At 71.0% G+C, this 14,146-nt stretch carries 14 protein-coding genes; 7 read left to right on the top strand and 7 right to left on the bottom strand.

What is annotated here, in order from left to right; genetic code table 11:
- Positions 1-42: 42 nt before the first annotated feature.
- The 3 genes from ICW72_RS17295 to ICW72_RS17285 are packed head-to-tail and all read right to left on the bottom strand — an operon-like array spanning position 43 to position 3,664.
- Positions 43-1,329 (bottom strand): ABC transporter permease, encoded by a 1,287-nt coding sequence (locus tag ICW72_RS17295; RefSeq protein WP_223880655.1) that lies wholly within the window; start codon positions 1,327-1,329, stop codon positions 43-45.
- Between the two features lie 20 nt (positions 1,330-1,349).
- Complete coding sequence (locus tag ICW72_RS17290; protein WP_223880654.1) at positions 1,350-2,075, bottom strand: ABC transporter ATP-binding protein; 726 nt, start codon at positions 2,073-2,075, stop codon at positions 1,350-1,352.
- Positions 2,072-3,664, bottom strand: a complete 1,593-nt coding sequence (locus ICW72_RS17285) for an efflux RND transporter periplasmic adaptor subunit (RefSeq protein WP_191083840.1) — start codon at positions 3,662-3,664, stop codon at positions 2,072-2,074. The genes ICW72_RS17290 and ICW72_RS17285 overlap by 4 nt, the downstream gene beginning before the upstream one ends.
- Positions 3,665-3,727: 63 nt before the next feature.
- Between ICW72_RS17285 and ICW72_RS17280 the strand changes: the two genes are divergently transcribed.
- From ICW72_RS17280 to ICW72_RS17260, 5 genes are all read left to right on the top strand, one after another.
- Positions 3,728-4,660, top strand: coding sequence for a 2-dehydropantoate 2-reductase (locus ICW72_RS17280; protein ID WP_191083839.1), 933 nt, complete (start codon positions 3,728-3,730; stop codon positions 4,658-4,660).
- Between the two features lie 102 nt (positions 4,661-4,762).
- Complete coding sequence (locus ICW72_RS17275; RefSeq protein WP_184385073.1) at positions 4,763-5,227, top strand: MarR family winged helix-turn-helix transcriptional regulator; 465 nt, start codon at positions 4,763-4,765, stop codon at positions 5,225-5,227.
- A gap of 133 nt (positions 5,228-5,360) precedes the next feature.
- Positions 5,361-6,308 carry an Hsp33 family molecular chaperone HslO gene (hslO, locus tag ICW72_RS17270; RefSeq protein WP_191083838.1) on the top strand — a complete coding sequence of 316 codons (948 nt, stop codon included), beginning with the start codon at positions 5,361-5,363 and terminating at the stop codon, positions 6,306-6,308.
- Entirely contained in the window at positions 6,305-6,922 is a 618-nt protein-coding gene (locus ICW72_RS17265; protein WP_191083837.1) for a hypothetical protein, read from the top strand. The genes hslO and ICW72_RS17265 overlap by 4 nt, the downstream gene beginning before the upstream one ends.
- The gene (locus tag ICW72_RS17260) at positions 6,919-7,311 is read left to right on the top strand and encodes a RidA family protein (RefSeq protein ID WP_191083836.1); all 393 of its coding nucleotides are present in this window, start codon (positions 6,919-6,921) and stop codon (positions 7,309-7,311) included. The genes ICW72_RS17265 and ICW72_RS17260 overlap by 4 nt, the downstream gene beginning before the upstream one ends.
- On the opposite strand, the gene ICW72_RS17255 is transcribed toward ICW72_RS17260, so the two are convergent.
- The 3 genes from ICW72_RS17255 to ICW72_RS17245 form a co-directional block, all read right to left on the bottom strand.
- The gene (locus ICW72_RS17255; RefSeq protein ID WP_191083835.1) at positions 7,298-8,521 is read right to left on the bottom strand and encodes an MFS transporter; all 1,224 of its coding nucleotides are present in this window, start codon (positions 8,519-8,521) and stop codon (positions 7,298-7,300) included. The genes ICW72_RS17260 and ICW72_RS17255 overlap by 14 nt on opposite strands.
- 150 nt (positions 8,522-8,671) lie before the next feature.
- Complete coding sequence (locus tag ICW72_RS17250) at positions 8,672-10,180, bottom strand: tripartite tricarboxylate transporter permease (protein WP_191083834.1); 1,509 nt, start codon at positions 10,178-10,180, stop codon at positions 8,672-8,674.
- Positions 10,180-10,590: a tripartite tricarboxylate transporter TctB family protein gene (locus ICW72_RS17245; RefSeq protein WP_269749825.1), complete on the bottom strand. Its 411-nt coding sequence runs from the start codon at positions 10,588-10,590 to the stop codon at positions 10,180-10,182. The genes ICW72_RS17250 and ICW72_RS17245 overlap by 1 nt, the downstream gene beginning before the upstream one ends.
- Before the next feature lie 299 nt (positions 10,591-10,889).
- Here ICW72_RS17245 and ICW72_RS17240 point away from each other — a divergent pair, with 299 nt between their 5' ends.
- Positions 10,890-12,002, top strand: a complete 1,113-nt coding sequence (locus tag ICW72_RS17240) for an NADH:flavin oxidoreductase/NADH oxidase (RefSeq protein ID WP_191083832.1) — start codon at positions 10,890-10,892, stop codon at positions 12,000-12,002.
- Between the two features lie 448 nt (positions 12,003-12,450).
- On the top strand, positions 12,451-12,906 hold the full coding sequence (locus tag ICW72_RS17235; protein WP_191083831.1) for a helix-turn-helix domain-containing protein: 456 nt from the start codon (positions 12,451-12,453) through the stop codon (positions 12,904-12,906).
- 68 nt (positions 12,907-12,974) lie between these two features.
- Here the strand turns inward: ICW72_RS17235 and ICW72_RS17230 are convergent, their stop codons facing one another.
- Complete coding sequence (locus ICW72_RS17230; RefSeq protein ID WP_191083830.1) at positions 12,975-13,970, bottom strand: Bug family tripartite tricarboxylate transporter substrate binding protein; 996 nt, start codon at positions 13,968-13,970, stop codon at positions 12,975-12,977.
- Positions 13,971-14,146 lie beyond the last annotated feature (176 nt).

The raw sequence follows: 14,146 nt of genomic DNA, 5'->3' as shown, positions 1-14,146 counted from the left end.
ATCCTCCGGAGGCGGCCATGGTGCCGCCCCCGGGCGCCGATGTCACTCCGCCCGGAGTGCGGCGATCGGGTCGAGCCGCGCCGCGCGCCGCGCCGGCCAATAGCCGAAGAACAGCCCCGTCAGCCCCGAGACCGCGACGGCCAGCGCCACCGCATCCCACTGCACCAGCACGGGCCAGCCCGCGAGCCCGCCCAGCAGATGCGCCAGGGCGAAGCCCGCGGCCACGCCCGCCGCACCGCCGATGAGTGCCAGCAGCACCGCCTCCAGCAGGAACTGCTTCAATATGTCGGCGGGCCTGGCGCCCACGGCGAGGCGCAATCCGATCTCCTTCGTGCGTTCGGTGACGCTCACCAGCATGATGTTCATCACCCCGATACCGCCCACCAGCAGCGACACCGCCGCCACCGAAGCCAAAAGCAGCGACAGCGTCCGCGCCGACGCGTCGCGCGTGGCCGCGATCTCGCTGAGGTTCCTGATCTGCACCGTGTCCGGCTCATTGGCCGCGACGCGGTGGCGCTGGCGGAACAGGGCGCGAAGCTCCTCCTCCACCAGGGCCATGTCCTCGCCCTCATGCACCTTCACGCTGATGGTGCTGACGGCGCGGGCGAAGGCACGCGAGGACCCCATGACGCTGCGCCGCGCGGTCCAGTAGGGCATGACCACCGCGTCGTCCTGGTCCTGGCCCTGCGGGTTCTGGCCCTTGCGGCCCAGCACGCCGATCACCTCGAAGGGTGTCGCGCCGATGCGGACCTCGCGTCCCACCGGGTTTTCCTCGCCGAACAGCGCCTCGGCCACGGTGGCGCCCAGCAGCACGACCTTGCGGCCGGACATGTTCTCCTCGACGGTGAAGAAGCGGCCTTCCGCCAGGGTCCAGTCATGCGCCACGAACCAGTCCGGGTCCGTGGCCGTGACCGTGGTGGCCCAGTTCTGGTTGCCCGCCACGATCTGCTGCTGCTGGCGGATGGCGCCGGCGGCCACCTGCACGGCATAGATTTCGCGCGGAATGGCCTGGGCGTCGTCCCAGCTCATGTTCGCGCGTTGCCCGGCGCCGAGCGAGACGCCGCCCATCCGCACATTGCCGCCCCAGACCAGCAGGAGGTTCGCCCCCAACGACTGGATCTGCGACAGCACCTGCTGGCGCGCCCCCGCCCCCACCGCCACCGTCACCATCACGGCGGCCACGCCGATGAAGATGCCCAGCGCCGTCAGCGCCGCGCGCAGCTTGTTCGCGTTCAGCGCGCCCAGCGCGGCCGACAGCGCCTCGGTGAAGGACAGCCCGCCCCGCCCGCGCGGCAGGGGTGCCAGCGCGCTGACCGCGGGCGGTGCCACGGGGGCCAGATGCGGCGCGTTCACGCGGCCGCCCTCAGCAGCGCGGCCGCATCCACCGGCGTGTGGCGCCTGTCCTCGACCATCTTGCCATCCTTGAAGCGCAAGGTGCGCGCCGCATAGGCCGCGACACTCGCGTCATGGGTCACGCAGAGCACCGCGACGCCGGCCGCGTTCAGCGCCTGGAACAGCGCCATGATCTCGATGCCCGTGCGGCTGTCCAGCGCGCCCGTGGGTTCGTCCGCCAGCAGCAATTCGGGGCCGTTCACCAAAGCGCGCGCGATGGCGACGCGCTGCTGCTGCCCGCCCGAGAGCTGGTTGGGCCGGTGCCGCATCCGCCCCGCGAGGCCCACCCGCGCCAGGGCCTCGGCCGCGCGCTTCTCCCGCACCGCGCGCGGCACACCGCGATAGAGCATGGGCATCGCCACATTGGACAGCGCATCGAGGCGCGGCAGCAGATGGAAGGACTGGAAGACGAAGCCGATGCGCTCGCCGCGAAGGGCCGCCAGCGCCTCGGTGGAGAGATGCGCCACATCCTCGCCCGCCAGGCGGTAGCTGCCGCGCGTGGGCGTGTCCAGGCAGCCGATCAGGTTCAGGAAGGTGGACTTGCCCGAGCCCGAGGGGCCCATCGCCGCCACGAACTCGCCGGGCTGGATGGTGACGTCCACGCCGTCCAGCGCCGCCACCACGCCCTCGCCCGAGGGGTAGTGGCGCGTGAGGTCATGCGTCTCGATCAGGGGCGCGTTCAAAACAGCCCCCTCCCGATTGGCGCGCGCGGGGCGCCGGCCCGCTCGGTACCGACCACCACCTGCATGCCTTCCTCCAGTGCCCCGCCCACCACCTCCGTCATCTGGCCATCGGTCAGGCCCGTGCGGAGGGAGATGGCGCGCGTGGTCCCATTCGCCTCCAGCACATGCACGGTGCCGGCGGCGGCGCCGCGCTGGCCGCGCGCGGAAGCGAGGCGCGCGCGCTGATCGGGCGTGAGGCTGGCCGTCAGCGCCGCCTGCAGGCGCTGGCGGGCCGCCTGGGCGCCGCGGCGCCGCGCCTCGGCGTCGGCGGGCAGCGCGTCCATGGCGGCGCGGAACTCGGCCTGCGCGGCCTCGATGGCCTGGCGCTGGGCGGGCGTCACGTCCTCCATCTCGCGCAGCGCGGCCTCCATGGGGTTGGCGGGCGCGGCGGTGGCACCGGCGGCACCCGGCGGGCGCCAGCGCAGGGCGGCATTGGGCACGCGCAGCGCCTCGGGCCTGGCGTCGGTCACGATGCGCAGCGTGGCGGTCATGCCGGGCAGCATGCGGCCCTCGGGGTTCGCCGCCGTCACCACCACCGTGTAGGTGACCACGTTGTTCACCGTGGTGGGGCTGAGGCGAATGTCCTTCACCCGGCCACGCAGATTCACCTGCGGGTGCGCGGCGACGGTGAAGGTCACGTTCTGGCCTGGCTGGATGCGGCCGATATCGGCCTCGTCCACCGTCGCCCAGACCTCCATCTCATCCAGGTTCGCCGCGATGGTGAAGAGGGTGGGCGCCTGCAGGGAGGCCGCCACCGTCTGCCCGAGATCCACGCTGCGCGAGACGATGATGCCGTCAATGGGGCTGCGGATCACGGCGAAGGAGAGGCTCACATCCACCTGCCGCAGCTGCGCCGTGCGCTGCGCGAGCGTGGCCTGCGCGGCGGTGACCTGGGCATGGGCCGTGCGCGCCGCGGCCTGGGCGGCGGCGAGCTGCGCCTCGGCCTGGGCGGCGTCGGCCTCGGCGGCGGCCAGCTGGGCGCGTGCGCCGTCCACGGTGAAACCCGCGCGCGTGGCGTCACGCACCGCGCCCACGCCGCTGCGGCGCAGTTGCTCGGTGCGCTGGGCCTCGAACTCGGCATCCTGCGCCTGGGCCGCCACACGGGTGATGTTGGCGCGGGCGGAGGCGAGCTGCGCGGCGGCGCGCAGGGCCTCGGCATCGGCGCGCTGGGCGGAGGTTTCGGCGACAGCCACCGCCGCCTGGGCGGAGCTGAGTTCCGCCGCCGCCGCCGCGCGCGTGGCCTCCAGCTGCTGCGTGTCGAGCCGCGCGAGAAGCTGCCCCGCCGTCACGCGCTGGTTGAAGTCGCCCTCCACCTGGCGCACCTGGCCCGAGAGCTGGCTGCCCACGATGACCGAGACCACGGGGTTCACCGTGCCGGTGGCCGAGACGATGGCGGTGATGGGCCCGCGGTCCACCTGGGCGGCGCGCAGGCGTGGCCCGGCGGATTCGCCCGTGCCCCAGCCGAGGGTGGCCAGCGCCTGGCCTCCATAGAGATAGCCGCCCCCCATGAGGGCAGCGGCGAGGATCAGCAGGGGGAGGGCTTTGCGCATGGCTCCTGTAACATGGCATGCGGGTGTAACGCCGATGTTGCGACAGATCAGGGGGAAAAGACCATGCGGTTGCTCGTGCTCGGGGCCGGCGCGCTGGGGGGTTACTTCGGGGGCCGGCTGGCCGAGGCCGGCGGCGACGTCACCTTCCTGGTGCGTCCGCGCCGCGCGGCGCAACTCGCCGCGCACGGGCTGCGCATCGAAAGCCCCTTCGGCGAGGCCCGGCTACAGGTGAACACCGTGACGGCCGAGGCGCTGGGGCCGGGCTGGGACGTGATCCTGCTGGCCTGCAAGGCCTATGACCTGGACGAGGCCATGGCCGCCATCCGCCCGGCGGTGGATGGGCGCACCGCCATCCTGCCCGTGCTCAATGGTTTGTCGCATGTGGAGACACTTGGTCACGCCTTCGGCGCGGAGCGGGTGCTGGGCGGCCTGTGCAAGATCCAGGCGACGCTCTCGCCCGAGGGCGTGGTGCGGCACCTGAACGACTGGCGCTGGCTGACTTTTGGCGAGCAGAGTGGAGAGATGTCGAGCCGCGTGGCGGCCATCGCCGCCGCCTTCGCCCCCGCCCGCGGCATGGTGGCCCAGGCCGTGCCCGATATCGGCCAGCGCATGTGGGAGAAGCTGGTGCATCTGGGCAGCGCGGCCATCGGCACCGTGCTGATGCGCGCCAATGTGGGCGAGGTGGTGCGCGCGGGCGGCGCGCCCTTCCTGGCCGAGGTGCTGGCGCGCAACGCCGCCATCGCCGCGCATCACGGCCACCCCATGCCGGCGGCCTTCATGGCTGAATACGGCCAGCTTTTCGCGGATCCCGCCAGCGCCTACGCCACCTCCCTGCTGCGCGACATCGAGGGTGGCCACCGCACCGAGGGCGAGCACATCCTGGGCTTCCTGCTGGAGGCCGCCCACCGTGCCGGGGTGGAGGCCCATTGGCACGCCGCGGCGGCGCTGCATGCCCGCGCCTATGAGCAGCGGCGGGTCGCCCAACGTCTGCCCTGAGCCGACCGCCTGGCCGGATATGCGTAGTTCTCCTTAATTGCGTGCCCGTGAATATACTTGTCAGTGTGCGGCATGAACATCATCCGGAATCAGGATCACTCCATGGACGGGCGCACGAATTCGCGATTCGTTGACGATTACCTGCTGTATCTGCTGGCCCGTGCCTCGCACACTCTTTCGGCGGAGTTCCATGCCACGCTGCGCCGCGCCGGTGTCTCGGTGCCGGTGTGGCGGGTGCTGGCCACCCTCTCGGGCAGCACCCCCGAGACCGTGACGGGCCTGGCCGAGGCCTGCCTGCTGCAACAGCCCACCATGACCAAGCTGCTCGACCGGATGGTGCGCGATGGCCTCGTCCAGCGCCTGCCCGATGCGCGGGACCGTCGCGTGGTCCGCATCGAGGCCACGGAACGCGGCCAGGCCCTGGTGCAGGACCTTCTGGTGGCCGCCCGCCAGCACGAGGCGCAGGTGCTGGCCCGCTTCCCCGACATGGACCCGGCAGCCTTCAAGCAGCTGCTGCGCGCCATGATGACCCGCCCCGGGCGTGGGCGCCGCGCCGTCGCGGCGTGACGCGCCGCCGGTGAAGATCCCCGATCCGCACCAGCTCGCCCCCTATGTCATCGCGGCGATGGTCGTGGCCGCGCTGGTGCAGATCATGCTCCTGGTGGTCGGGTAGGGTGCGCTGGGCGGCCGGGCACGCTATTTGAAGGGCGTGACCCAGCCCAAGCCCGACTTCCTCGACCATGACCGCCCGCCCGTGCCCGACCTCGTGGTGCCGCGGGGCGTCGTGCCCTTCCACCTGGCGCAGAAGCCCGTGCGCGGCCGCCTGCTGCGCCTCGGCCCGCTCGCCGAGGCGCTGCTCTCCCGCCATGACCACCCGGAGGCCGTGGCACGGCTGATGGGCGAGGCCATGGCGCTGACGGCGGGCCTCGCCTCCGCGCTGAAATACAAGGGCTCCTTCTCCGTCCAGGCCAAGGGCGACGGCCCCATCCCCATGCTCGTGACCGATTGCACCGACATGGGGGGCCTGCGCGGCTATGCGCGCGTGGATGCCGAGAAGCTGGCCCGCTATGGCCGCAACCCCTCGGCCCGCGCTTTGCTGGGCAAGGGCTACCTGGCCTTCACCTGCGACCAGGGCCCGGACATGGAACGCTACCAGGGCATCGTCGCCATCGAGGGCGCCACACTGTCGGAGATGACGGCCAACTACTTCGCCACCTCCGAACAGCTGCGCAGCTTCGTCCGCCTGGCCTGCGCCCGCACCGACGCCGGCTGGCGCGCGGCCGCCTTCATCATGGAGCGCGTGGCGGTGGAGGGCGGCATCGCCGACAGCGCGGGCGATGACGACGCCTGGGACACGGCGCTGGCGCTCGCCCACACGCTCACCGAGGCCGAGATGCTGGACGACGCGCTGCCGGCCGAGCGCCTGCTGCACCGCCTGTTCCACCAGGAGGGGCTGATGCTCGACCAGCCCCGGGCGCTGGCCTATGGCTGCCGGTGTTCGCGCTCGCGCCTCGCGGGCGTGTTGGAGGGCTTCCCGGTCGAGGATCTCGACCACATGGCGAAGGACGGGACCATCACCATGACCTGCGAATTCTGCAACGTGGATTTCCGCTTCGCGCGGGACAATCTGCGGGGGGCCAGCGCATGATCGCCCGCCGCGCTTTGCTCGCCCTGCCCGCGGGCCTCGCCGCCTGCGCGGCCCCCGCCATCCCGCGGGTCGAAGGCCCGCCCATCGGCTACCGGCACCTGACGCCGCTGCGCCTGGATGTGGCGACCATCGCCATCGAGGAGGAAGTGGCCTTCGCAGGCCCGAACGATCTGGGCCGGGAGCTGCGCCCCAGCGCGGCGGAGGCGGTGCGGACCATGGGCCAGGACCGCCTCTTCGCCTTCGGCACCCAGAACAGCGCGCGCTTCGTCGTGACCCGCGCGCAGATCCTGCGCGAGCCAGGTCCGCCCGGGCAGGGCCTCTTCGCCCAGCCGCAGGACCGGCTGGACCTGCGCCTGACCTGCCGCCTGGAAATCCGCAACCCGGCGGGGCTGCGCCTGGGCTTCGCCGAGGCCAGCGCCACCCGCATGCAGACCGTGGACAGCGACCCCATGGCCCGCATGGCGGTGGCCGAGACGATGCTGCGCCAGGCCATGTTCGACCTGAACACCGAGTTCGAGTTCCAGCTCCGCCGCGCCCTGCGCGCCTATCTGGTGGAGGGCGAGCGCGCCGCCCCGCCGCCCCCCGTCGCGCGCGAGGAGTTGCCCCGGACATGAGCCTGACCTTCTCCAACCCCGAGGGCGTGCGCGCGCCCGCTTCGCGCTATTCCCTTGCCTGCCTGGTGCAGGGGCCGGGACAGCGCCTCGTCATCTCGGGCCAGGTGGGCGTGGCGCCGGATGGCAGCGTGCCGGAAGATGGCCCCGCGCAAATCCGCCAGAGCCTCGCCAACCTCACCACCATCCTGGCGGCGCATGGCATGGGGCCGCGCGACATCGTGAAGGTGACGGTGTTCCTGACCGACCCCGCGCTGATCCAGCCCTGGCGCGCACTGCGCGACGCCGCGCTGGAGGGCCATGCCCCCACCTCCACCCTGCTGATCGTGGCCGGCCTCGCCGACCCGCGCTTCCTGGTGGAGGTGGAAGCCGAGGCCTTCATCCCCGGCTGACCCGCCACTCGCGGAGCAGCAGCGCCAGCAACAGCACAAGGCCCAGCGTGGCCATGGTGTAGAGCGCCGCGTGCGGGCCCAGCCGTTCCGCCAGCGCGCCCACCAGCAGCACGCCCGCCGGCCCCGCGCCGATGCAGGTCGTCACCAGCCCCAGCACGCGCGAGCGGATTTCGGGCGGCGCATGGGTCATGACCAGCGAGGTCTGCATGGCCGCGAAACGCGCCGTGCCGAGCCCGCCCAGCACCAGCAGCACCCAGGCCAGCATGTAGAAGGGGCTGGACACCACCAGCAGCAGGCAGGCGAAGAAGAGCAGGCTGCCCGCCACGAAGGGAAACAGCCCCGGCGGCGCGCGCCGGCGCAGCGCCATCCAAAGCCCGCCCAGCAGCGCGCCGAAGGGCTCGGCCGCCGCCAGCAGCCCGATCGCGGCCCCTGACGCGCCGAAGGCCGCCGCCCCGAAGGCCGGCAGGATGCCCGCATAGCAGAAGGCGAAGACGTTCATGATGAGCGTCACCCCCAGCACCATGCGCAGCCGGGGCTCGGAGAGGGCGAATCGGGCCGCCTCCACGATGCCCGACAGCGCCGATTGCGGCGTGCGGACCACGGGCCGCGGCGGCGTCACCCGCCAGGCAAGGAACAACGCCAGCAGGTGGAAGCCGCAGGCGATGGCGGCGGCGGGCGCCAAGCCGGTGAGCTGGAACAGCGCGCCCCCCAGCAGCGGACCCAGGGCGCGGGTGGTGCTGCCCGTCATGGTGTCCAGCGCCACGGCCTGCACCAGGTCCTCGGGCGGGGCGGCGTCGGCGGCCATGCGGCGGCGCGTGGCCATCTCCCCCGCCCAGGCGAGGCCGGCCAGCAACCCCTGCACCATCAGGTGCCAGGGTGCGATCCAGCCCAGCGCCGCTAGCAGCGCCACCAGCCCCGCCCCCGCCGCCGAACTGGCCTGCAGCGCGATCAGCAGCCGCCGCCGATCCAGCCTTTCGGCCAGCGCGCCCGCCACGGCGCCCAGCAGCAGCATGGGCAGGGCGCGCATCATGGCAACGGCGGCCACCATGAAGGCGGAGCCCGTGGCCTCGTAGGTCCAGAGTGTCGCGGCCAGCAATTCCAGCCAGCGCATGGTGTTGGCGATGCCGCCCAACAGCCAGATGCGCCGGAAATCGGGTGTGGCGAAGAGGCGCCGGATGGCGCCGCGACCTTGGGTATCGGCCGCGCTCATGCGTCTCGTCGTCCGCTGGCAGCGCTGGCCATCAGGTCCCTCCCGGTGGTCGAGGCTACAGCGCGGCGGTGGGCCGGCAACCGGGCGGGCATGAAAAAAGCCGGCCACCCGAAGGTGGCCGGCCTGGTTTCCCCCACGAGGGAGGGCGGGTCAGTCGTCGATCTTCGGGTTGATCTTGCCCTTGATCGCCGCATAGATCGCCCAGAGCAGCAGGGCCGTCGTCACGAAGATGAAGGCCGCGCTGATCGGGCGCGTCACGAAGACCGATGGGTCCCCGCGCGAGAGCAGCATGGCCCGGCGCAGGTGTTCTTCCATCAGTGGGCCCAGGATGTAGCCCAGCAGCAGCGGCGCCGGTTCGAAGCGCAGCAGCATCAGGAAGTAGCCGAACACCCCGAAGATCAGCACCATGAAGATGTCGAAGGTGTTGTTGTTCACGCTGAACACGCCGATCGCGATGAACATCAGGATCGAGGGGAACAGGAAGCGGTAGGGGATCTGCAGCAGCTTCACCCACATGCCGATGAGCGGCAGGTTGAGGATGACCAGCAGCACGTTGCCGATCCAGAAGCTGGCCACCAGGCCCCAGAAGATTTCCGGATGCTCCGTGATCAGGCGCGGGCCGGGCTGCACGCCGGCGATGATCATCGCACCCAGCATCAGCGCCATCACCGCGTCACCCGGGATGCCCAGGGTGAGCGTGGGGATGAAGGCCGTCTGCGAGGCGGCGTTGTTCGCGGCCTCGGGCGAGACCACGCCCTCCACCGCGCCCTTGCCGAAGCGCTCGGGCGTCTTGGAGATCTTCTTCTCGACCGCATAGGCCATGAAGGCCGAGATGGTCGTGCCCGTGCCCGGCAGCGCGCCGAAGAAGGAGCCGACGCCCGTGCCGCGGAGCATGGGCCACCAGAAGCGGCTCCAGTCATCGCGGGTGGGGATCATGGAGCGGAAGGTGATCTTCTGCCGCTGGTCGGCCTTCTGGTCGCGGATCTTGTTCACGCTGGCGATGACCTCGCCCACGCCGAACAGACCCATCGCGATGGCGACCAGGTTGAAACCGTCGGAGAGTTCAGGAATGCCGAAGGTGTAGCGTTGCTGGCCCGTCTGCACGTCCGTGCCGACCATGCCCAGCCCCAGCCCCACCAGCACCATGGCGATGCCCTTGACGGGCGAGCCCTGGGAGAGGGTGGAGGCCGCGACCAGGCCCAGCAGCATCATGGCGAAGTATTCCGCCGGCCCGAAGGCCAGCGCCACCTCGGCCAGCGAGGGCGAGAACAGCGTCAGGATCACGATGCCGATGCTGCCGCCGATGAAGGAGGCCAGCGTCGTCACGAACAGCGCCACGCCCGCGCGGCCGCTGTTCGACATCGGGTAGCCGTCGAGGCAGGTCACGGCCGAGGAGGGGGTGCCCGGCAGGTTCATCAGGATCGAGGCCGTCGAGCCGCCATACTGCGTGCCGTAGTAGATGCCGGCCAGCATGATGAGCGCTGTGGTCGGCGGCACGTAGAAGGTCAGCGGCAGCAGCATCGAGATCGTGGCCAGCGCGCCGATGCCCGGCAGCACGCCCACGAAGGTCCCGAGGAACACGCCGATGAAGCAGTACATCAGGTTCTGCAGCGAAAACGCCGTCTGGAACCCGAAGAGCAGATCGCCGAAAACTTCCATCAGATGTTCCACCGGAAGGCTTGGATGGGGATGCCAAGGCCCCAGATGAACACCGCGACCGCGGCGACGGCGAGGAAGACGCTGAGGCCGAGGTTCTCAATCAGGTTGGGGCCAGGCTTGGCGAAGGCCGCGCAGAAGACCAGGGCGAAGATGGCGGGCACCATGCCCAGCCGCTCAAGCACGAAGGCGAAGACGCCGATCGAGAGGCAGACCATGAGGAACGGCCGTCCCTCGAAGCCCAGCGGGTCACCCTCGCGAAAGAAGGCCGGCAGCGCGATCAGCACGCCGAAGACCGCGATCAGCCCGCCCAGCACCGCCGGGAAGAAACCCGGACCCATGCGGCGCAGCGTGCCGATCGAATAAGATTCCATAGCATGATTCATGAACCATAGGCCGACCGCGATCATCACGGCCCCTCCTATGATGTCCACATAATCCCTTGGTTTTCACCCGGAAGCACTCCCCATCATTATCGCAAGGCGCGCGACACTACGAAGGCGCCAAGCCTGGACGCAAGGGGCGCGCGCCCCAGGTGACTCATTTAATAAGCGTAACGCGGCATAGCTTTCTGAATATTGCGCGCGCGTAAGGCGGCCCGGCAAGTGCCACATCCGCAAAATGGAGTGGAACCAGGGGTTTGGGGGCGGCACGCCGGCGGAACCCCTGCGGGGGGCTGCCAAGCCGGCGCTTTCCATGGATCATCCCGCCCATGACCCATCTCTTCTCCCCCTGGACGCTTCGCGGCGTCACCTTCCGCAACCGCATCGGCGTCTCGCCCATGTGCCAGTATTGCTGCGCCGAGGACGGGCTGCCCACGCAATGGCACCTGGCCCACCTCGTCTCGCGCGCCGTGGCGGGGCCGGGCATGGTGATGACCGAGGCGGCGGCGGTGACCCCCGAAGGCAGGATCAGCCCCGGCGACCTGGGCATCTGGAGCGACGCCCATCTGGAGGGCCATGCGAAGCTCGCGGCCGCCATCGCCGCCGCGGGCTCGGTGCCCGCCATCCAGCTGGCGCATTCAGGCCGCAAGGGCAGCCGCCTGCCGGCCTGGGATTCGGGTCCGGCCGTGCCAGGCTGGGAGGCGCTGGGCCCCTCGGCCGTGCCCTTCGGCAACTATGCGACACCCCGCGCCATGACCGAATCGGACATCCTGGCCACACGCGACGCCTTCATGGCCGCCGCGCGCCGGGCCGTGTCGGCCGGCTATCGGTTGGTCGAGATCCATGCGGCACATGGCTACCTGCTGCACAACTTCCTCTCGCCGCTGTCGAACCGGCGCAATGATGGCTGGGGCGGGGATTTCGAGGGCCGCACCCGGCTGCTGCGCGACATCGCGGCCGCCACGCGCGCCGCCATTCCCGACGAGGTGGTGCTGGGCGTCCGCATCTCCCACACCGACTGGGTGGAGGGTGGCTGGAGCACGGAGGAGAGCGTGGAACTCTCCCGCCACCTCAAGACGCTGGGCGTGGATGTGGTGGATGTCAGCTCCGGCGGGCTCGATGCCGGGCAGCAGATCCCGCTCGGCCCCGGCTACCAGGTGCCGGGCGCCGACGCGGTGCGGCGCGGCGCGGGCATCCCGGTCATGGCGGTGGGCCTGCTGACCGAGGCGGCCCAGGCCGAGGCCGTGCTGGCCGAGGGCAAGGCCGACATGATCCTGCTGGCACGCGCCTTCCTGCGCGACCCCTATTGGGTGCTGAACGCCGCCGTGGCGCTGGGTGCCACCGAGGCCCTGTCCGTGCCGCCGCAATATGAGCGCGGTTGGGGCGGCATGGGCCCGATGCGGATCAACCGTGCGGTCGGCGCGCCCATGCCGCCGCTCTGAAAAAAGGGCCCCGTGCCGACCTTCGTGTCGGCCGGGAAAACCTTGAATTGGCGCTCATCTTTGCCCCAGGACCCGGCCGCGCCTGTGCCCGGCCTCCCTCCTTGCGTGTGCGGTCTTTGTAAAGCACACGCCCGAAATTCACCCGCGCATGTAAATTTTACATTGCATGGGTCGAAATTTCGTTAAAAACAAAATCATCGCGGTCGTTCTTTTGTCATTATGCACGTTCTAGTTGTGCAACCGCTGGGCATCTGGCAGGTTGATCTCATGTTGCTTGGCGGTGGTTCAGGCTGTTCCACCTCATCCGCACTCTCATGTCGGATGCACCGTCAGGTTCCCTGAACAGGAGTGAGACGACCATGGCCGATTCCACCTCACCTGGCGCTTCGTCCGCGGTTGGCTCGCGCAACGCCGTGCCCCCCCGCGCAATGCCGCCGGGCCGGGCCGGGTGCAGCGGGCCCGCCGCCCCGCCGCGGAAGCAACCCGCGGGGCGCGCCGCGCCGATGAGACCGATATCGAACTGGGCCAGCGCCTGTGGCAGCTCCGGCTGCACCGCGGCGTCACCCGGCGTGAGGCCGCCGAACGCCTCGGCGTCACCGCGCAGCAGGTCCAGAAGTACGAGCTGGGCCAGGACCGCCTGTCCATCGGCCGGTTGGTCCGGCTGGCGGCGCTGCTCGAAACGCCGCTGCCCGTGCTGATTGACGGCCTGGGCGAGCAGGATGGCGCGGCCGAGCCCGCGCTGGAGCGCGCCCAGCGCCACGCCGAGAGCTGCGCCCTCATGCAGAGCTTCGCGCTGATCGAACACGGCGAGCTGCGCGAGATGGTGCTGAACCTGGCGGACCGCCTGGCACGCCTGCCCGCCGGCGAATCCGGCAGCATGCCGGCCTCGACGCCGCGTCGCTGACCGCGGCGCCGCCTTCAACCGCGGCGTGATCCTCCCCTACGGATCACGCCGCGATCCCCTGCCTGGGGTCAGGCTTCAGGCCTGAAGCCCGAGGCCTCCACCACCGGCCCCCATTTCTCCGTCTCCTCGCGGATCCGGGCTGTGAAGCGCGCGATGTCCTCATGGGCCGGCGTGAACTCCCGCTGCTCCAGGGCCGCGCGGAAGGACGCATTGCCATTGGCCGTGCGCAACGCCTCGCTCAGCGCCGTCGCCACCGCCTGTGGCGCGCGCGCCGGCAGGAAGACCCCGAACCATTCATCGGCCGTCAGCGCTGGGAAGCCCTGCTCGGCGAAGGTCTGGAAGTCCGGGAAGCGCGGGATGCGCTGCGCGGCCGTGGTCGCGATCACGCGCAGCCGCCCGCCTTCCATCTGGGGCACGATGTCGCCGATCACATTGATGGAGGCCGGCACCTGACCGCCCAGCAGGTCCGTGATGGCGGGTGCCGCGCCGCGATAGGGCACGTGGTTCAGCTCCACCCCCGCCGCCCGGGCCAGCATCACCCCCGTGAAATGCGGCACCGAGCCCGCGGCCGGCGAGGCATAGGCCAGGCCCCCGCGCTGCCGCGCCAGCGCCAGGAATTCCGCGAGGTTCGTCACCCCCGGCGCGCCAGGCCCCACCGCCATGGCGAAGGGATAGACCACCACCGGCGAGATGGGGCTGAGGTCCCGCAGGGGGCTGTAGCGCAGCCGCTCGCCATAGAGGTGCGGGTAGATCGTGATCATGCTGGCCGGGGTCAGCAGGATGGTGGCGCCATCGGGTTCGGCGCGCATCGCCTCCTCGATGGCGAGCCGGCCCGTGGCGCCAGCCCGGTTCTCGACCACGACCTGCGGCGCCCAGACGCCCCGCAGCCGCTCGGCCAGCTGGCGGGCGGTGAAGTCCACCGTGCCGCCGGCAGGGAAGCCCACCAGGATGCGCGCCGGACGGTTGAGCGCGGCGGTCTGCGCGCGAAGAATGCCGGGCGCGGCCAGGAGTGGCACCGCCAGCACGGGTGCGCGAAGAATATCGCGCCGCGAAAATTGTAACATTCTGTCTCCTCCTCCGTGTCTGCTTCAAGCCTGGAACAGAGCGCGCCGAAGGGGCTTCCGCATCCTCCCCGCCGGCCTCTGCGGGCCATGCTGGGCGCATCATGCCTCATCATGGCCGCGAAACGCCATGGAGGGGACACGCGCCATGGACGCGACTCCCGGGCGGGGCCAACATG

It is taken from the genome of Roseococcus microcysteis (genome assembly GCF_014764365.1).
GTDB lineage: Bacteria > Pseudomonadota > Alphaproteobacteria > Acetobacterales > Acetobacteraceae > Roseococcus > Roseococcus microcysteis.
The sequence above is the reverse complement of the archived record's forward strand: the minus strand, read 5'-3'. Positions and strand labels throughout refer to the sequence as shown.